Source organism: Pseudomonas sp. SLBN-26 (assembly GCF_006715895.1).
In the GTDB taxonomy this organism is placed as follows: domain Bacteria; phylum Pseudomonadota; class Gammaproteobacteria; order Pseudomonadales; family Pseudomonadaceae; genus Metapseudomonas; species Metapseudomonas otitidis.
This window is the reverse complement of record NZ_VFOB01000001.1, coordinates 2,624,659-2,642,550: the sequence shown is the minus strand read 5'-3', so window position 1 is coordinate 2,642,550 and position 17,892 is coordinate 2,624,659. Positions and strand designations below refer to the sequence as shown.

At 68.9% G+C, this 17,892-nt stretch carries 13 protein-coding genes; 6 read left to right on the top strand and 7 right to left on the bottom strand.

Features of this window, described 5'->3' with window-relative positions; translation table 11 throughout:
* Positions 1 to 12: 12 nt before the first annotated feature.
* From FBY21_RS12055 to lon, 3 genes are all read right to left on the bottom strand, one after another.
* Positions 13 to 666 carry a lysoplasmalogenase gene (locus tag FBY21_RS12055; RefSeq protein WP_142011239.1) on the bottom strand — a complete coding sequence of 218 codons (654 nt, stop codon included), beginning with the start codon at positions 664 to 666 and terminating at the stop codon, positions 13 to 15.
* A gap of 94 nt (positions 667 to 760) precedes the next feature.
* Positions 761 to 1,153 carry a protease inhibitor I42 family protein gene (locus FBY21_RS12050; RefSeq protein ID WP_409563816.1) on the bottom strand — a complete coding sequence of 131 codons (393 nt, stop codon included), beginning with the start codon at positions 1,151 to 1,153 and terminating at the stop codon, positions 761 to 763.
* Positions 1,154 to 1,229: 76 nt separating this feature from the next.
* Positions 1,230 to 3,626: an endopeptidase La gene (lon, locus tag FBY21_RS12045; RefSeq protein ID WP_142011234.1), complete on the bottom strand. Its 2,397-nt coding sequence runs from the start codon at positions 3,624 to 3,626 to the stop codon at positions 1,230 to 1,232.
* A gap of 163 nt (positions 3,627 to 3,789) precedes the next feature.
* On the opposite strand from lon, the gene FBY21_RS12040 reads away from it, so the two are divergent.
* The 3 genes from FBY21_RS12040 to putP all read left to right on the top strand — a co-directional run bounded on the left by FBY21_RS12040 (position 3,790) and on the right by putP (position 8,833).
* Positions 3,790 to 4,542 (top strand): AraC family transcriptional regulator, encoded by a 753-nt coding sequence (locus FBY21_RS12040; protein WP_142011231.1) that lies wholly within the window; start codon positions 3,790 to 3,792, stop codon positions 4,540 to 4,542.
* A gap of 181 nt (positions 4,543 to 4,723) precedes the next feature.
* Complete coding sequence (locus tag FBY21_RS12035; RefSeq protein WP_142011229.1) at positions 4,724 to 6,763, top strand: TonB-dependent receptor; 2,040 nt, start codon at positions 4,724 to 4,726, stop codon at positions 6,761 to 6,763.
* 576 nt (positions 6,764 to 7,339) lie between these two features.
* A complete protein-coding gene (gene putP, locus FBY21_RS12030) occupies positions 7,340 to 8,833 on the top strand; it encodes a sodium/proline symporter PutP (protein WP_044407203.1) in 1,494 nt (497 codons plus the stop codon).
* Positions 8,834 to 8,947: 114 nt separating this feature from the next.
* Here the strand turns inward: putP and FBY21_RS12025 are convergent, their stop codons facing one another.
* Positions 8,948 to 9,847, bottom strand: coding sequence for a LysR substrate-binding domain-containing protein (locus FBY21_RS12025; RefSeq protein ID WP_142011226.1), 900 nt, complete (start codon positions 9,845 to 9,847; stop codon positions 8,948 to 8,950).
* 137 nt (positions 9,848 to 9,984) lie between these two features.
* Between FBY21_RS12025 and FBY21_RS12020 the strand changes: the two genes are divergently transcribed.
* Together FBY21_RS12020 and FBY21_RS12015 are read left to right on the top strand one after the other, a co-directional pair.
* Complete coding sequence (locus FBY21_RS12020) at positions 9,985 to 10,623, top strand: FMN-dependent NADH-azoreductase (RefSeq protein WP_142011224.1); 639 nt, start codon at positions 9,985 to 9,987, stop codon at positions 10,621 to 10,623.
* A 10-nt stretch (positions 10,624 to 10,633) separates the two neighbouring features.
* Positions 10,634 to 10,951 (top strand): DMT family transporter, encoded by a 318-nt coding sequence (locus FBY21_RS12015; protein ID WP_142011222.1) that lies wholly within the window; start codon positions 10,634 to 10,636, stop codon positions 10,949 to 10,951.
* An 11-nt stretch (positions 10,952 to 10,962) separates the two neighbouring features.
* On the opposite strand, the gene FBY21_RS12010 is transcribed toward FBY21_RS12015, so the two are convergent.
* Positions 10,963 to 11,874 carry an alpha/beta fold hydrolase gene (locus FBY21_RS12010; RefSeq protein WP_142011220.1) on the bottom strand — a complete coding sequence of 304 codons (912 nt, stop codon included), beginning with the start codon at positions 11,872 to 11,874 and terminating at the stop codon, positions 10,963 to 10,965.
* A gap of 267 nt (positions 11,875 to 12,141) precedes the next feature.
* Between FBY21_RS12010 and FBY21_RS12005 the strand changes: the two genes are divergently transcribed.
* Positions 12,142 to 12,957, top strand: a complete 816-nt coding sequence (locus FBY21_RS12005; protein WP_142011218.1) for a MerR family transcriptional regulator — start codon at positions 12,142 to 12,144, stop codon at positions 12,955 to 12,957.
* Here FBY21_RS12005 and FBY21_RS12000 read toward each other — a convergent pair.
* Positions 12,954 to 14,153 (bottom strand): GGDEF domain-containing protein, encoded by a 1,200-nt coding sequence (locus FBY21_RS12000; RefSeq protein WP_142011216.1) that lies wholly within the window; start codon positions 14,151 to 14,153, stop codon positions 12,954 to 12,956. The genes FBY21_RS12005 and FBY21_RS12000 overlap by 4 nt on opposite strands.
* A gap of 86 nt (positions 14,154 to 14,239) precedes the next feature.
* Positions 14,240 to 17,716 carry a PAS domain-containing hybrid sensor histidine kinase/response regulator gene (locus FBY21_RS11995; protein WP_044406195.1) on the bottom strand — a complete coding sequence of 1,159 codons (3,477 nt, stop codon included), beginning with the start codon at positions 17,714 to 17,716 and terminating at the stop codon, positions 14,240 to 14,242.
* Between the last annotated feature and the right edge of the window lie 176 nt (positions 17,717 to 17,892).

Here is a 17,892-nt window from a genome sequence, read left to right as displayed (position 1 = left end):
CCCCAAATGCCGCTACGTCGGGTTGGCGGCCGTGCCCGTCTTCAACCGCGCCGAGGCGGTGATGCCCCACTGGCCGAGCCAGTAGCTGAGGATGATGGCGTAGCCGTCACCGGGGAAGCTGCCGACGAAGCGCGCGATGCCCAGCAGGCTGTCCGAGACCACGAAGCACAACGCCCCGGCCACGGCGGCCAGCACCGACCCGCGTGCTATCCCGGTCTCGCCGGTGCGGGCCAGGGCGCGCCAGAGCATGGTGCTGATGGTCAGGGCGTAGAGCGCCACGGGCAGCGCCAGGGGCCCCAGGCCACCGCTGCCGAGCAGGGCGAACATGGCGCCGCCATAGACCAGGCAGGCCGTGAGGGCGAGGGGCGCCAAGCGGCGGCTGTCGCTCAGGTAGGCGGCGATGTAGCACAGGTGGCCCAGCAGGAACGCCGCCAGGCCGGGGACGAATAGGTCGCCGGGCCATTGCAGCAGCACATCCCCCAGCAGGCACAACGCCAGGCCGAGGGCGACGCGGTTGCGGTAGGCGCCGGCCGGGGCACCCCGCAGCCAGAGCATCAGGGCGATGACCGGCAACGGCTTGCTGGCGAAGCACAGCCAGGGCAGGTCGAGTGCACGGCCGATGAGGAAGGCGCTGGCGCCGGTCAGGCCGATCAGCAGGGCAGGCATGGGGCCGCTCCATCGAGGGGGAGGGCGCACTTTGCTTCAGCATCCGGTCGGGCCGCCAGGCGTCGTGCGCCAGGGCGGCTCGCCGATTGCGCCGTCACTCCACGTGGATGGGGCAGTCGAAGGTCTGCTCCGGGGCGACGTCGGTTTCCCAAGGGCGCTGGTAGACCAGCAGCAGGCGGCCATCGCCCGGCTGGGCGGCGCTGAAGCGCCAGGTGGATTCCCCGGCGCCGCCGACCAGCCCGGCGTCCTCGGGGGCGTTGTAGACCTCCGGGCCGAGGCTGCGCAGCACGCCGGGCGCGGCGTCCTTCACCACCCAGCGGAAGCCGGTGGTGGGGTTGCTCGGCAGGGTCAGCACCAGGGTCTGGCCCTTGTCCAGCTCCAGGGGGCAGCGGTCCTGTTCCTGCACCAGCAGGGTGGTCGACTCGTGGGCGCAGCCGGCCAGCAGGGCGAGGGCACCGGGCAGCAGCAGGCGGGGGAGGGGATTCAGGCGCATGGACGGCTCCATCGTTCAAGGGCCGGTGCAGCATATCCGCTGCTCCGGCCCCTGGGTAGGCACCGCGGGTTCAGCCGAAGAGCACCTTGGCGACATCCGAGAAGCGCTTGGCGAAGTGCACCGTCATGCCCTCGCGCAGGTAGTCCGGCAGTTCCTCGTAGGCACCCCGGTTGGCCTCGGGGAGGATCAGCTCGTGGAGCTTCTGCCGCCGCGCGGCGATGACCTTCTCGCGCACCCCGCCGATCGGCAGCACCTGGCCGGTGAGCGTCAGCTCGCCGGTCATGGCCACGCCCTTCTTCGGCGCCTGGTCGCGGGCCAGGGACAGCAGGGCGCTGGCCATGGTGATGCCGGCGCTGGGGCCGTCCTTGGGCGTGGCGCCTTCCGGTACGTGAAGGTGCACGAAGGCCTGGTCGAAGAAGGTCGGGTCGCCGCCGAACTGCTTGAGGTGCGAACTCACATAGCTGTAGGCGATCTCGGCCGACTCCTTCATCACGTCACCCAGCTGGCCGGTGAGCTTGAAGCCCCGGTTGAGGGTGTGGATGCGGGTGGCTTCGATGGGCAGGGTGGCGCCACCCATGCTGGTCCAGGCCAGCCCGGTGATCACGCCCTTGCCCGCCAGCACCTGTTCCTTGCGGAAGGGCGGCGTGCCCAGCAGCGGCTCCAGGTCCTTGTTGCCGACGCGGATCTTCGCCTCGGGCTCCTCCAGCAGGCGCACCACCGACTTGCGGATGATCTTGCCCAGCTGCTTCTCCAGCTGGCGGACGCCGGATTCCCGCGCGTACCCCTCGATCACCGCGGTGAGCGCAGCGTCGGTGATGGCCAGGCGCTGCTTCGGCACCCCGGTGCGTTCCAGCAGGCGCGGCCACAGGTGGCGCTTGGCGATGGCGTGCTTTTCCTCGGTGATGTAGCCGGACAGGCGGATCACCTCCATGCGGTCCAGCAGCGGGCCGGGGATCGAATCCAGGGTGTTGGCGGTGCACACGAACAGCACCTTGGACAGGTCCAGGCGCAGGTCCAGGTAGTGGTCGAGGAACTCGACGTTCTGCTCCGGGTCGAGGGTCTCCAGCAGGGCCGAGGCGGGGTCGCCCTGGTAGCTGGCACCGAGCTTGTCGATCTCGTCGAGCATGATCACCGGGTTCATCACCTCCACTTCCTTCAGCGCCTGCACCAGCTTGCCGGGCAGGGCGCCGATGTAGGTGCGGCGGTGGCCCTTGATCTCGGCTTCGTCACGCATGCCGCCGACGCTGAAGCGGTAGAAGGGCCGGCCCAGGGACTCGGCGATGGACTTGCCGATGCTGGTCTTGCCGACGCCGGGCGGGCCCACCAGCAGCACGATGGAGCCAGCGATCTCGCCCTTGAAGGCGCCGACGGCGAGGAATTCGAGGATGCGGTTCTTGATGTCGTCGAGGCCCGCGTGGTGGCGGTCCAGCACCTGGCGCGCGTGCTTGAGGTCCAGTCGGTCCTTGCCGTAAACGCCCCAGGGCAGGGCCGTGGCCCAGTCCAGGTAGTTGCGGGTCACCGCGTACTCGGGGGAGCCGGTCTCCAGGATCGACAGCTTGTTCAGCTCCTCGTCGATGCGCTTCTTCGCCTGCTCCTGCAGGGTCTTGCCCTCCAGGCGCTGGCGGAACTGCTCGGCGTCGGCGCTGCGGTCATCCTTGGTGATGCCCAGCTCCTGCTGGATCAGCTTCAGCTGCTCCTTGAGGAAGAACTCCCGCTGGTGCTTGCCGATCTTGCGGTTCACCTCCGCCGACAGCTCGCTCTGCAGGCGGGCCACCTCGACTTCCTTGCGCAGCATCGGCAGCACCTTCTCCATGCGCTTGAGCACGGGGATGGTGTCCAGCACCTCCTGCAGGTCGGTGGCCGGTGCGGTGGTGAGGGCGGCGGCGAAGTCGGTGAGCGGCGACGGGTCGTTGGGGCTGAAGCGGTTCAGGTAGTTCTTCAGCTCCTCGCTGTACAGCGGGTTGAGTGGCAGTAGCTCCTTGATGGCGTTGATCAGCGCCATGCCGTAGGCCTTCACCTCGTCGCGCGGGTCGGATTGCGGGCGCGGGTAGTCCACCTCCACCAAATAGGGCGGGCGGTGGCGCTTGAGCCAGCCACGGATGCGCACCCGCGACAGGCCCTGGGCCACGAACTGCAGCTTGCCGCCCTCGCGGGTGGCGTGGTGCACCCGCACCAGGGTGCCGTGCTCGGGCAGGGTGCTGGGGTCGAAATGGCGCGGGTCACCCGGCGGGCTGTCGACGAAGAACAGCGCCAGGCTGTGGTGGTTGGTCTTGGCCACCAGCTCCAGGGTTTCTGCCCAGGGCTCCTCCTCGACGATCACCGGCAGCACCTGCGCCGGGAAGAACGGGCGGTTGTGGATGGGGATGACGTACACGGTGTCCGGCAGCGTCTGGCCGGGCAGCGCCAGGCCCGTACTGGTGGCACTGGTGTCATCGACGAGAGTGGCGTGGATCTCCTGATCGCTCATTGGGCACCTGATGGAAACGAATGGGCTTGGGGTGGGGCATGCAGGCTAGATGGGGCGGCTCCGGGGGCTTTTCAACCGGCACGTCGAAGCGGGGCCTGCCCGGTGGTGCTGGGCAGGCGAGCGCCGCTTGTTTAAAATGCGCAAATTTTGAGCAACCCCTGCCATGCTCGTCGCCCGCCTGCAACGCCTGGATGAACAGGCCCACGCCCACGCCCATGACCACCATCAACTGGTGATGTCCCTGGCTGGCCGCGCCGCTTTTGAGGTCGGTGGCCGCGGTGGCGAGGTGTGCCGCATGCGTGCCTGCGTGGTGCCGGGCACCACCGAGCACGTCTTCGCCGGCTGCGGCGACAACCGCATGCTGATCCTCGACCTCAACGCGCCGGAGGCCGCCAGCGAGGACCGCGAACTGCTCCAGCGCCTGTTCGACATCCCCCGCTTCCCCGACCTCGACGCCGACTTCCAGCACCTGCTGAGCTACGCCGGCGCCGAGCTGCAGCGCTACGGCGACGACCCGCTGCTGGCCCGTGCCCTGGGCGGTGTCCTGCTGCGCGCGCTGTACCTGCGGCTATTCGGCGAGCGTGGGCGGCGCAGCAGCCAGGGCCTCGACCTGGAACCGCTGGATGCCTACATCGCCGACAACCTGGCCCGGCGCATCAGCGTGGCCGAGCTGGCCCAGGTGGCCTGCCTCAGCCCCAGCCATTTCCACGCCCTGTTCAAGGACAGCGTCGGCCTGACGCCCCACCAGTACCTGCTGCGCGCTCGCCTCGACCGCGCCTCCCGCCTGCTGCGCGAAAGCGACCTCGCTCTGGTACGCATCGCCGAGGAATGCGGCTTCTCCAGCCAGAGCGCCCTGACCACCGCCATGCGCCGCCACCTGGGTCTGACGCCGAAGCGGCTGCGCGACCACGCCTGACGGGGCCGTAAGGCCCGTTCCAAAGCCTTTGTCAGTGAATTGCCGGCCAATGCGATTCGCTCTTATTTGTTACGTTATAACGCTTTATAGTGGCGGCCCGACGCAGCCTGCCTGCGTCGCACGTCCATCCGCCTGACAGGCGCGCAAGGTGGCGCGCCGACGACTATTCGAGGACCCCATGATGAAACCGATCCGCTCTCCACTCGCCCTGGCCATCGCCCTGTTCTCCGGGCCGGCGGCCCTGGCAGCCGAAGCCGAATCGCCCGTGGAGCTGGAGCCCAGCGTGGTGCGCGCCAGCGCCCTGTCCACCGCAACCCGCGACATGACGACCCCCGCCGAGGTGCTGGAAGGCGACGCCCTGCGCCTGCGCCGCGAGGCGACCCTCGGCGAGACGCTCGACGGCCTGCCCGGGGTGCATGCCAGCAGCTTCGGCCCCGGCGCCAGCCGCCCGGTGATCCGTGGGCTGGACGGTGCGCGGGTGCGGGTCCTGAGCGACGGCGTGGACACGCTGGATGCGTCCACCGTCAGCCCGGACCACGCCGTGGCGATCGAGCCGTTGCTGGTGGAACGCGTCGAAGTGCTGAAGGGGCCCGCCACCCTGTTGTATGGCGGCGGCGCCATCGGCGGGGTGGTGAACGTGATCGACAAGAAAATTCCCGTTGCGCTCCCCGAGAAGGGCTACGAAGGCGAGCTGGAGTTGCGCGGCAACACCGTGGCCGACGAGGGCCTCGGGGCCGGTGGCCTGACGATCGGCACCGGCCCGTTCGCCTGGCGCATCGAGGGGCTCAAGCGCCAGGCCAACGCCTACGACATTCCCGGTGCGGCCGGCGACCCGCGCTCCTCGAAACAGACCGGGGCCTACAACGACACCGACAGCGCCACCCTGGGGGGCAGCTGGATCGGTGATCGCGGCTACCTGGGCCTGGCCTACACCGAGCAGAACAATCGCTACGGCCTGCTCGCCCACGAACATGCCCACTGCCACACCCATGGCCCGCGCGACTGGCATTGCGGCGCCCACGGGCACGGCCATGCCCACGATGACCACGAGGAGGGCGGGCTGCCCTACATCGACATGAAGCAGAAGCGCTGGGACGTGCGCGGTGAGTACAGCGACCCGCTGCCGGGCTTCGAGCTGGCCCGTGTACGAGGGGGCTACAGCGACTACCAGCACGAGGAGATGGAAGGCGGGGTGGCCGCGACCACCTTCAAGAACAAGGCCTACGACTCCCGCCTGGAGCTGACCCACGCACCGCTGTTCGGCTGGCGTGGCGTGCTGGGCGGGCAGAGCTCGCGCCGGGACTTCCAGGCCCTGGGCGAAGAGGCCTATGTGCCGCCGAGCCTGACCCGCAACCACGGCCTGTTCCTGCTGGAGGAGTACACCTGGGATGACTGGCGCTACGAACTGGGCCTGCGCCACGAGTGGCAGGACATCTCCGCGCGCGGGGAGCGCAGCCGCCAGCACCGCGGCACCTCCGTGTCCGCCGGGGCGGTCTGGACCTTCGCGCCGGAATACTCCCTTGGCTTCTCCCTGTCCCGCTCCCAGCGCCTGCCCACCGCCGAAGAGCTGTACGCCAACGGCCCCCACGCCGCGACCCGTACCGTCGAACTGGGGGACCCGAACCTGAGCGAGGAAACCTCGCGGAACGTCGAGCTGACCCTGCGCAAGTTCGCCGGCCGCACCCACTTCAGCCTCAGCGTCTACCGCAACCAGATCGATGACTTCATCTACGCGGCGGACACCGGGCGCGACATCGGCGGCGAAATGCGCGAGATCCAGTACCGCCAGCAGGATGCCGTGCTGACCGGCGCCGAGGGCGAGGTGGGCTATCGCTTCAGCGATGACACCGACGTCACGCTCTTCGGCGACCGCGTGCGTGGCCGCCTGCGCAGCGGCGGCGGGGACCTGCCGCGCATCCCGGCCGATCGCCTGGGCATCCGCCTCGATCAGCGCCTGGCACCGGCCCTCGCCGGGCAGCTGGAGTTCTACCGCGTGCAGCGCCAGGACCAGCTCGCCGACTACGAGACCCGTACCGGCGGCTACAACATGCTCGGTGCCGCGCTGACCTACACCGGCAAGCTGGAGATGGCCGACTACGAGCTCTACCTCAAGGGGAGCAACCTGCTGGATGCCGAAGGGCGCAACCACAGTTCCTTCATCAAGGACGAGGTGCTACTCCCGGGGCGCAACCTGACCATGGGCGTGCGCCTGGCTTTCTGAGTCAAAGTGCCGGCTGCTCTGACGAGTAGCCGGTTGCACCTTTTGGCAGAAAGTTCCCTTTATCGGACTATCCGGAAATGAAATCAGAGGATTGTGTAAGAAAGTCGAGGTGCCACCTCTCTACATTCCACGCTTCCTGATTTTCAGCCCGCCTTCATCGACGGTTTGGGCTGTACTGAATCCAACGCGATGGTCATGAAGACCAACGGGTAGCGCACCCGGGAATCACGCCTTTCCACGTGCAGGCGCGGTACCCGAACGGGCCCCATGTCCGATGAGGTGGCCGCCCGTCACCCCGCAGCGGTTAATCCACGCACCGTCCTGGGCGGACGGTGCGTCAGCCAAGAGGCCAGGTATTTCTGTACATGTTCGCGAGGGCCGCTCCCCATGAGCAGGGCCTTCGATGACGGGTGGGGCCGGATCGCCTCGCTTGAAGTTCGATCGGACGTTAATCGGCTATTGGCCGACAGGGTCGAGAAGCCAAGCGGTCATCGCCACGCGCGGTCGCCAAACAATCACCACGGGAGCAGACCACCCTCAGCTCCCGAATAACAACAAACGAGCAGGGGAGACCCCATGACACTCAGCAACCCGATGCTGATCACGTTCGTGATCTATATCGCCGCCATGGTACTGATCGGCCTGGCCGCCTACCGTTCCACCAACAACCTGTCCGACTACATCCTCGGGGGCCGCAGCCTCGGCAGCTTCGTCACCGCGCTGTCCGCTGGCGCTTCCGACATGAGCGGCTGGCTGCTGATGGGCCTGCCCGGCGCCATCTACCTCTCGGGCCTGTCCGAGGCCTGGATCGCCATCGGCCTGATCGTCGGCGCCTACCTCAACTGGCTGCTGGTGGCCGGCCGCCTGCGGGTGCAGACCGAGCACAACGGCAACGCCCTGACCCTGCCGGACTTCTTCACCAACCGCTTCGAAGACCACAGCCGCATCCTGCGCATCTTCTCCGCCGTGGTGATCCTGGTGTTCTTCACCATCTACTGCGCTTCCGGCATCGTCGCCGGTGCCCGCCTGTTCGAAAGCACCTTCGGCCTGTCCTACGGGACCGCGCTGTGGGCCGGCGCCGCTGCCACCATCGCCTACACCTTCATCGGTGGCTTCCTGGCGGTGAGCTGGACCGACACCGTGCAGGCGACCCTGATGATCTTCGCCCTGATCCTCACTCCGGTCGTGGTGATGATGATCAACGGCGGCATCGATCCGACCTTCGCCGCCATCGAACTGCAGGACGCCGCCCACTTCGACATGCTCAAGGGCGCCACCTTCATCGGTGTGATCTCGCTGATGGCCTGGGGCCTGGGCTACTTCGGCCAGCCGCACATCCTGGCGCGCTTCATGGCCGCTGACTCGGTCAAGTCCATCCCCAACGCCCGCCGCATCTCCATGACCTGGATGATCGCCTGCCTGGGCGGCGCGGTTGCCGTCGGTTTCTTCGGCATCGCCTACTTCTCCGCTCACCCGGACGTGGCCGGCCCGGTCACCGCCAACCCCGAGCGCGTGTTCATCGAACTGGCCAAGCTGCTGTTCAACCCCTGGGTGGCCGGCGTGCTGCTGTCCGCCATCCTGGCGGCCGTGATGTCCACCCTGAGCTGCCAGCTGCTGGTGTGCTCCAGCGCCCTGACCGAAGACTTCTACAAGGCCTTCTTCCGCAAGAACGCCAGCCAGAACGAACTGGTCTGGGTCGGCCGCGCCATGGTGCTGCTGGTGGCCGTGATCGCCATCGCCATCGCCTCCAACCCCGAGAGCAAGGTGCTGGGGCTGGTGTCCTACGCCTGGGCCGGCTTCGGCGCCGCCTTCGGCCCGGTGGTGATCCTCTCCCTGGTATGGAAGGGCATGACCCGCAACGGTGCCCTGGCGGGCATGGTGCTGGGCGCCGTCACCGTGATCCTGTGGAAGAACTTCTTCGGCTGGACCGGCCTGTACGAAATCATCCCGGGCTTCATCCTCGCCACCCTCGGCATCCTGATCTTCAGCCGCATCGGCGCCGCGCCGTCGGATTCGATGATCAAGCGCTTCGACGCCGCCGAGAAGGAATACCAGGACGCCAGCGCCTGACCGGCGTCCTCCAGCGGGGCACAGACCCCGCCTGACGATTGCGATAGCGCCTCAACGGCCCACGTCCTCCCCGACCTGGGCCGTTTTTTTATGCCTGCGCCACGGGCATCGGCTTCAGGCCGGAGGCGGCACGGCCCCCGCTTCCCGGCCCAACCAGTCGGAAAACGCCTTGACCGGAGGGTGACGCTCGCGGCCCGGCACGCACAGGGTGGAATAACCGGCGCCCTCGACGCTGACCTCGGGGCGGTAGGGCACCAGCAGCCCGCTGGCGATGCTCTCGGACACCAGGATCGAACTCGCCAGCACCAACCCCTGGCCGGCGATGGCGGCTTGCAGGGCGTAGTGCTCCTCGTCGTACTCGCGCTGTGGCGCGCTTTCCAGCAGGTGCTGCGCGCCGGCGGCCTGGCACCAGGCCTTCCAGCCCAGCTCGTAGAGCTGCGGGCTGCGCCAGCGGATGGTGATCAGCGTGGGCACCTGGCTGCCGAGGTTGTCCACCAGCGCGGGCGCGCCGTAGACGCCGAAGCGTTCATCCAGAAGGCACTGGCTGTGCAGGCTGGGGTAATGCGTGGTGCCGTAGCGGATCACCAGGTCGATGCTCGCGTCCTGGTGCAGGTCCACCAGGGTGTTGCTGGTGTCCAGGCGCAGGCGGATCGCCGGGTACTCGGCGTAGAAACGCCCCAGGCGCGGGATCAGCCACAGCGCGGCAAAGGCCGGGGTGGTGGAGATCGTCAGCTGGCCGCTGCTGGGCTGGGGCCGCAGGTGATCGAGGGTCTGGCTCACGTCCAGCAGGGCGCCGTGCAGGCTGCCGAACAGCTGCTGGCCGCAGGCGGTCAGCCGCACGCTGCGTGGCAGGCGCTCGAACAGCGGCACGCCGAGCCAGCCCTCCAGGCTGCGGATCTGGTGGGAGACCGCCGTCGGCGTCACCGCCAGCTCGTCGGCGGCTGCCTTGAAGCTCAGCTGGCGCGCGGCGGATTCGAAGGTGCGCAGCGCGGTGAGGGGCAGGTTGGCGAACATGCAATCTCCATGGGTGAAATGGATTCATCTCGATGAACTAACGCTCATTTGTCCGCGAATGCGGCGAAACCTAGCTTAGTGCCTGTTCCAGGGCCGGTCACCGGCCTTGATGAGCCCACTGCACCCAGGAGTCAGAGATGAGCCGAATTCTTTCCATCCAAGGCAGCACCCGTGGCGAGCGCTCCCACTCGCGCCGCCTGCAGGAGACCTTCCTTGCCGCCTGGCAAGCACAGCACAGCGAGCGCCAGGTGGTGCGACGGGAGGTGGGACGAGCCCCCATCGCCCCGCTGACCGAAGGCTGGATCGCCGCCGCCTTCCACCCCGAGCCGGAGGGTCGCAGCGAGGTGATGAAAGCCGACCTGGCCTTGAGCGACCAGTTGGTGGATGAGTTGCTGGCCGCTGATCGGCTGGTGATCTCCGCCCCGATGTACAACTTCGGCGTGCCCAGTGGGGTCAAGGCCTGGATCGACCAGATCGTGCGCATCCGCCGCACCTTCGACTTCGATCCGGGGCGGCCGGGCAACCCCTATACGCCGCTGGTGCTGGGGTGCAAGGCGCTGGTCATCACCACCCGGGGTGACCATGGCTACGGGCCGGGCGGTGCCAACGCCCACATGAACCATGCCGACACCTACCTGCGCACGGTGCTGGGCTACATCGGCATCAGCGACGTGACGGTGGTGGCGGTGGAGAACGACGAGTTCGGCGGCGCGGCCTTCGAGCAGTCCTACCAGCGCGCCGAGCGTGCCCTGGTCGAACTGGCCGAGGTGTTCTGAGGTGCCCGCCATGGCCTGGACATACCTGCTGGTCGCCGCCGTCTTCGAGGTGCTCTTCGCCATGGGCATGAAGTACGCGGAGGGCTTCACCCGGCCGCTGCCCAGCGCCTTGGTGATCGTGGCCGCTGTCGCCGGCATCTACTTCCTGACCCTGTCGATGCGCGTGCTGCCGGTGAGCGTCGCCTACCCGGTGTGGACGGCCATCGGCAGCCTCGGCACCGTCATCCTCGGCGTGGTGCTGCTGGGGGAGTCCTTCACGCCGATGAAAGGGCTGTCGGTGGTGCTGATCGTGGCGGGCGTGGCCGGCCTGAAGGGCGGCGCGGGTTGAGAGCCGGGCGCTCAGCGCCCGGCGTCGTGCTCCTTCGCCTCGACGAAGGCCCGCAACCAGGCCGCCAGGCGACCCGGGCGGGCCAGCAGCTGCCAGTGGCTGGCGTCCACCTCGCGCCGCAGCAGGTCGGGGGCCCAGCGTTCCAGGCCGTCGAACAGCTGGGGTCGCACGTAGCGGTCACGGGTCTGCACCACCAGTTGCACCGGTACCCGGGTGGGGCGTTGGCGAGCGGCGAACAGGCGCGGCATGAAGTTGGCGCGGTAGAGCTTCACCCCGTGCCGGCCGTCGGCCAACTGGTGCGGGTTGCGCTCCGGCTCGCGGATGCGCTCCATCTGCCGCATCACGGCCGGCCAGGCGCGCGCCAGACCTAGCCGCCAGCACAGTTCCGGCAGCCAGGGCGTCTGGAAGAAGGCGATGTACCAGGAGCTGACCAGTTGCCCGAGCGCCTGCAGCCAGCCGCGTGGGGCGAGGCGCCCGAAGCGGGCGCGCATCCAGTGGCCGACGTGGTCCAGGCAGGGCCCGGAGAGGCTGGTGTAGGAGGCCAGCAGCGGCTCGAAGCGCGGATCGGTCACCGCCTCCCAGCTCTGGATCGAGCCCCAGTCATGGGCCACCAGGTGCACCGGGCGGTCCGGGCTGTGGGCGCGGATCACCGCTTCGAGGTCGTTGGCCAGGTGCACCAGGCGGTAGTCCCGCACCCGCCGGGGGGCTTCGGAGTCACCGGCGCCGCGCACGTCGTAGGCGATGATCCGGTAGTCGGCGGCCAGTTCGCGCACCAGCGGCAGCCAGACCCGGTGGTTGTCGGGGTAGCCGTGCACCAGCAGCAGCACCGGGCCCTTGGCGTTGCCCCATTGGTAGGTGGCCAGGCGCACGCCATCGCCCTGGACGAGGGTGCGCTGGGGTTCAAGGTTGAGCGGTGCGTTCATGGGCGTGCTCCCGGGCGTGAGGTGGGCCTGGGGCACGAATCGTGACATCAGGCGATGTCACGGATTGTCAGTGAGACGCCGGCGCCTGGCCAGTTGCCGCGCCCGCAGCGTTACCCCGTTACCGCCCGCCTGAAGGCCTTGCCGTACCTGGCTTTGCGCGCTTCTGCGAGGTGCCGGGCGGGAAGGGGCGGCAGCAAGTCCAGCCATAGGATGGGGCGGGGTGGGCGTGTTGTTGGCGGTCCGGGGGCGGGGCTATGATCCGCCCCCATGAAGACACCCCAGCCCTTCCTGTCCCGCCTGCTGGCCCGTACGCCAGCCGAGGGGGATGCCCCGCCCGAGGCGGCGGAATACACCGTCGACGAGCTGGCCCGCGAGGCCGGCACCACCGTGCGCAACCTGCGGGCCTACCAGGACCGCGGCCTGCTGCCGCCGCCGGAGCGTCGCGGGCGGGTGGGCATCTACAACGGCGGGCACCTGTCGCGGCTGCTGCTGATCGGCCAGTTGCTGGAGCGCGGCTACAGCATCGCCAGCATCCGCGAGCTGCTGGAGGCCTGGGAGCAGGGGCGCGATCTGGCCCATGTGCTGGGCCTGGACGCTGCCATTGCCGGGGCCTGGGGCCAGCCGGAGCCGACCCGCCTGGGCTTCGACGAGCTGATTGCGCTGTTCGGCGAGGCGCTGACCGACGACACCCTGGACCGCGCCCGCGAGCTGGGGCTGGTGGAGTTCGCCGGGGATCACCTGCGGGTGCTGAACCCGCGCATCTTCAACGCCGGGGTGCAGCTGCACCGCTCCGGCATCCCGCTGGCGGTGCTGCTGGAGCAGTTCGCGCTGATCCGCCAGCAGGTGGCGCCGGTGGCCGATGGCATCGTCGGCATGATCGTCGCCCACCTGGTCAACCCGCTGCTCAGCAGCAGCCTGCCCCACGTTTCCGAGCTGGAGGCGCTGAACCGGCAACTGCTGGCCCTGCGTCCGCTGGTGGAGGAGGTGGTGGACAGCGAGTTGGCGCGGGGGCTGCAGGCGTCGGCCAACCAGGAGCTGGGTGGCCGTGTCGGTGAACTGCTGAAGGGCTTCCTGAAGAGCTAGGGAGCGCCGGTTGCCGGGGCATCCTCGGCGGTGAAGGCTTCGACCCGGTTACGGCCCTGGTGCTTGGCCTTGTAGAGCGCCACATCCGCATTCCCTACCAGGGCCTCTTCACGGGCCACCGGCTGTTCGGTGGAGGCCACGCCGATGCTCACCGTGAGGTAGCCGCGCTGCGCGCCGGCATGGGGGACCTGCAGGGACTCGATGGATGCGCGGATGCGTTCGGCGATGGCCTGGGCCGTTGCCAGGTCGGTGCCGGGCATGACCACGGTGAACTCCTCCCCGCCAAAGCGTGCGACGAAATCGCAGTGCTCGCGGATGCTGCCGCGCATGGCCTCGGCCACCTGGCGGATGCAGGTGTCGCCGGCCAGGTGGCCATAGCGGTCGTTGTAGAGCTTGAAGTGGTCGATATCCAGCATCAGCACGCTCAGCGGCGCGTGGGTGCGGGCGCAGCGGTGCCACTCGCGCTTGAGGGTTTCGTCCAGGTGGCGCTTGTTGGCGATACGGGTCAGGTCGTCGGTGCGGCTCAGCACCGCCAGCTCCTGGTTGGCCAGGGCGTACTTGTGCGCCAGCACCTGGTGCTCCCAGGCCAGCTTGAGGGCCTCGTTGAAGCGGATCTGCAGGCGCCGGCCCATCTCGGCGATGAAGGGGCACACCACCCAGGCGGAGATGGCGAGGAAGCGCGCCTGGGGCTCCGGGTCGAGGGCGTAGGCGATGCCCAGCAGGGTGAACATCGGCACGTGGAAGGCCAGGTGGGCCGGCCAGTAGGAGACGTTGCTCATCGCCACCATCACCGAGGCCAGGGCGATGCAGCCGTAGGTCACGTCCTCGTAGGCGGTGCCGTGGCCCATCAGCCAGATGGCGCCGAAGCCCCAGGCGAGGCCGACCGCGCCGCACTGGCACATGGTCAGGCGGGCCCAGGCGAGCGGGGTGAAGCGTTGTGGGTTGCGGCGCCAGGCCGCCACCAGCCAGAGCCGCACGCCCATCAGCAGCACCAGCACCAGCAGCCAGACGCAACGCCCGAACAACGGGGCGCTGGCGTGGTAGACGCCGAACACCATGGTGCCGGAGAAGACGTTGCCCACCGCCGTGGCCGGGCTGGTGGAGAAGAGGGTGGCGACCCGTTCGGCGAGGTAGTCCTCGGCGGGGCGTTCGGGCAGGGGCGGCATGACTGCGGCCTGCCCGGTCTGGAGTGGCATCGACGGCATTCCTGGATTTCGTGGCGCTTCTTATACCGCGATGCCTGGAAAGCGGGAACTGCGTCACATCGGTTGGCGATTGCCCGTCAGCGCAGCGTCACGTGGCGGCTGATCAGCGCCCGCAGCGCGGCGGGCTTCACCGGCTTGGCGAGGTAGTCGAGCCCCGCCGCGTGGACTTCCGCCACCAGCTCGGCGCGGGCGTCGGCGCTGATCACCACGCCGGGCACCGGGCCGCCCATGCGGGTGCGCAGCCAGCCCATCAGCTCGGTGCCGGTCTCGCCTTCGTCGAGGTGGTAGTCCACCAGCACCAGTTCCGGGCGCACGGCTTCCTCCAGCAACTGCTCGCACTCCAGGCGGTTGCGCGCGGTCCAGACGCGGCAGCCCCAGCGTGACAGCAGGCTGTCCATGCCGGTGAGGATGCTGTCCTCGTTGTCGATGCACAGCACCTGGGTGCCGTTGAGGGCCTGGCCGGCGCCTTCCTGCGGCTGGCGGGCCGGGGCTGGGCGGGCCTGGCGCGCCACGGGCACGGTGACGCTGAAGACGCTGCCCTTGCCGGGCCAGGAGCGCACCTCCAGCCGGTGGCCGAGCACGCGGCAGAGGCCGTCGGCAATCGCCAGGCCCAGGCCCAGGCCCTTCTCGGCGCGGGTCTGGTGGCTGTCGAGGCGCTTGAACTCCTCGAAGATGACCTTGCGCTTGTCCTCGGGGATGCCGGGGCCGCGGTCCCAGACTTCCAGGCGCAGGGCGTCGCCTTCGCGGCGCACGCCCAGCAGCACGTGGCCCTTGGCGTAGCGGAAGGCGTTGGTGAGGAAGTTCTGCAGCACCCGGCGCAGCAGCTTGGCGTCGCTCTCGATGTTCAGCCGGCTGCCGCACAGGCGGAACTGCACGCCCTGTTCCTGGGCCAGGGCCTTGAACTCGGCTCCCAGGGTGTCGAACAGGCTGGCCAGGGGGAAGGTGGTGCGGTCGGGGGTGATGCGGCCGCTTTCCAGGCGCGAGATGTCCAGCAGGTCGGTGATCAGGTCCTCGGCCGAGCGCAGCGAGCTGTCGAGGTGCCCCACCAGTTCGCGGGCCTCGGGGGGTAGCGCTTCCAGCTGGTGGGCGAGGGCGGCGGAGAACAGCCGCGCGGCGTTCAGCGGCTGCATCAGGTCGTGGCTGACGGCGGCGAGGAAGCGGGTCTTCGACTGGTTGGCGGCCTCGGCCGTGCCCTTGGCCTCGATCAGCGCCTGGTTCAGCTGGGACAGTTCCTGGGTGCGCTCGACAACGCGCTGCTCCAGGCTTTCGTTGGATTCCTTGAGGGCGTGCTCGGCCTCGCGGAAGGCGGTGATGTCGGTGAAGCTCATGACGAAGCCGCCGCCGGGCATGGGGTTGCCGATCAGCTCGATGACCCGGCCATTGGGGAACATCCGTTCCGAGGTGTGGGCGTTGCCCTGGCGCATCCAGTACAGCCGGCGGGAGACATGGGCTTCGGCATCACCGGGGCCGCACAGGCCGCGCTCGGCGTTGTAGCGGATGATGTCGGCGATGGGCCGGCCGACGCTGATCAGCCCTTCCGGGTAGTCGAACAGCTCCAGGTAGCGGCGGTTCCAGGCCACCAGGCGCAGGGACTGGTCCACCACGCTGATGCCCTGGGTGATGTTCTCGATGGCGCCCTGCAGCAGGGCGCGGTTGAACTGCAGCACCTCGGAGGCTTCGTCGACGATGCGCACGACGTCCTCCACCTGCATCTCGCGGCCTTCGATGGCGGCCTTCACCACCGCGCGGGCGGAGGAGGCGCCGAGCACGCCGGCCAGCAGGCGTTCGGTGTGGGTGATCCAGTCCTGGTTGGCGTTCTGCGTGGGGGTGAAGCTGGTGCCCTGGCGGTAGGCGAAGCGGGCGAAGCTCTGCCGTGCGCGTTCCTCACCGACGAAGCGGGCGGCGAGCATCAGCAGGTCCTCCACCTGCACCGCCAGCAGCGAGCGGCCGCTGGGGCGTGCCGAGACCACCTGGCCGATGAAGCGGCTGGCCTGCCAGTGTTCGGAGACGCGGGTGCGGGAGAGCACCGAGACCCAGGCGAACAGCAGCCAGTTGCCGGCCAGGGAAATGACCACGCCCTGGGTCTGCGGGTCGATGGGCAGGTGCAGCGGGTTGGCCATCAGCCAGGCCAGTCCGGGGAAGGCCTCCAGCGGCCAGCCGAGGCCGCGCGCCACCAGCGGCAGCACCAGGGTGTAGGCCCAGAGCGCGGAGCCGGTGGCCAGCCCGGCGAACACGCCCCGGCGGTTGGCCTGCTTCCAGTACAGGGCGCCGGCCATGGCCGGGCCGAGCTGGGCGATGGCGGCGAAGGCGATCTGGCCGATGGTGGCCAGGCTCGCGGTGGAGCCCAGCAGGCGGTAGCTGACGTAGCCCAGCAGGATGATCACCACGATGCTGATGCGGCGCACCGAGAGCATCCAGTGGCGGAACACCTCGAACGGCCGCTCGGCGTTCTGCCGGCGCAGCAGCCAGGGCAGCAGCATGTCGTTGGAGACCATGGTCGAGAGGGCCACGGCTTCGACGATCACCATGCCGGTGGCCGCCGAGGCACCGCCGATGAAGGCCATCAGGGCCAGGGCCGGGTGGGCCTCGGCCAGGGGCAGGCTGATGACGAAGGAGTCCGGCATCACGCCGGCGGGCAGCAGCATCATGCCGGCCAGGGCGATGGGCACGACGAACAGCGCGGCCAGGGCCAGGTACACCGGGAACACCCAGCGGGCGGTGCGCAGGTCGCGGGCGTCGATGTTCTCCACCACGGCCACGTGGAACTGCCGGGGCAGGCAGACGAAGGCGGTCATGGCCACGGCGGTCTGCACGATGAGCGTCGGCCATTCCACCGGGTGGTTCCAGAAGTTCTCCAGCTGCGGGGCGAGCAGGGCGCGGCGGGTCAGGTCGTCGAAGCCGTCGAAGAGCACGAAGCTGACGTAGGTGCCCACCGCGAGGAACGCCAGCAGCTTGATCAGCGATTCGAAGGAAATCGCCATCACCATGCCCCGGTGGTGCTCGGTGGCGTCGAGGTTGCGGGTGCCGAAGAGGATGGTGAACAGGGCCAGCACCAGGGACACGATCAATGCCGTGTCCTGGGCGCGGGTGCCGGTGGAGTCCGCGCCGGAGCCCACCAGCAGGTTGACGCCGAGGACGATGCCCTTGAGCTGCAGGGCGATGTAGGGCAGCACGCTGACCAGGCAGATCAGCGCCACCACCACCGCCAGCGCCTGGGACTTGCCGTAGCGGGCGGCGATGAAGTCGGCGATGGAGGTGATGTTCTCCTGCTTGCTGATCAGCACCATCTTCTGCAGCACCCAGGGGGCGAACACCATCAGCAGGATGGGCCCCAGGTAGATGGGCAGGAAGGCCCAGATCTGCCCGGCGGCCTGGCCGACGGCGCCGAAGAAGGTCCAGCTGGTGCAGTACACCGCCAGCGACAGGCTGAACATCAGGGCACGCGCCCGGGGCGGCATCGGGGCGCTGCGGCGATCGCCGTAGAAGGCGATGCTGAACAGCACCGCCATGTAGAGGAGGGCGACCGCGGCGATCAGCCCGCTGGACAACGACATGCAGACTCCGGAGGAAAAAGGGCGGGCAGGGCCCGGGCACAGGCTGCAGTTTCGCACCAAAGGTCATTTCCGTCAGGCGGCTGCTACCAAGGTCGCAGGCGGACTTGAGCGCCTCTTGCCGGGCTGTTAGCTTGGCTTGCCGCGCCGGGCCTGGAGTCCGCCGCAGCCCTGCCAGG

Excerpts from the sequence above, each read along its gene's own strand:
- FBY21_RS12055 (WP_142011239.1), bottom strand. The coding sequence starts at position 666 with ATGCCTGCCCTGCTGATCGGCCTGACCGGCGCCAGCGCCTTCCTCATC.
- lon (WP_142011234.1), bottom strand. The coding sequence starts at position 3,626 with ATGAGCGATCAGGAGATCCACGCCACTCTCGTCGATGACACCAGTGCC.
- FBY21_RS12040 (WP_142011231.1), top strand. The coding sequence starts at position 3,790 with ATGCTCGTCGCCCGCCTGCAACGCCTGGATGAACAGGCCCACGCCCAC.
- FBY21_RS12035 (WP_142011229.1), top strand. The coding sequence starts at position 4,724 with ATGAAACCGATCCGCTCTCCACTCGCCCTGGCCATCGCCCTGTTCTCC.
- putP (WP_044407203.1), top strand. The coding sequence starts at position 7,340 with ATGACACTCAGCAACCCGATGCTGATCACGTTCGTGATCTATATCGCC.
- FBY21_RS12025 (WP_142011226.1), bottom strand. The coding sequence starts at position 9,847 with ATGTTCGCCAACCTGCCCCTCACCGCGCTGCGCACCTTCGAATCCGCC.
- FBY21_RS12020 (WP_142011224.1), top strand. The coding sequence starts at position 9,985 with ATGAGCCGAATTCTTTCCATCCAAGGCAGCACCCGTGGCGAGCGCTCC.
- FBY21_RS12015 (WP_142011222.1), top strand. The coding sequence starts at position 10,634 with ATGGCCTGGACATACCTGCTGGTCGCCGCCGTCTTCGAGGTGCTCTTC.
- FBY21_RS12010 (WP_142011220.1), bottom strand. The coding sequence starts at position 11,874 with ATGAACGCACCGCTCAACCTTGAACCCCAGCGCACCCTCGTCCAGGGC.
- FBY21_RS12005 (WP_142011218.1), top strand. The coding sequence starts at position 12,142 with ATGAAGACACCCCAGCCCTTCCTGTCCCGCCTGCTGGCCCGTACGCCA.
- FBY21_RS12000 (WP_142011216.1), bottom strand. The coding sequence starts at position 14,153 with ATGCCACTCCAGACCGGGCAGGCCGCAGTCATGCCGCCCCTGCCCGAA.
- FBY21_RS11995 (WP_044406195.1), bottom strand. The coding sequence starts at position 17,716 with ATGTCGTTGTCCAGCGGGCTGATCGCCGCGGTCGCCCTCCTCTACATG.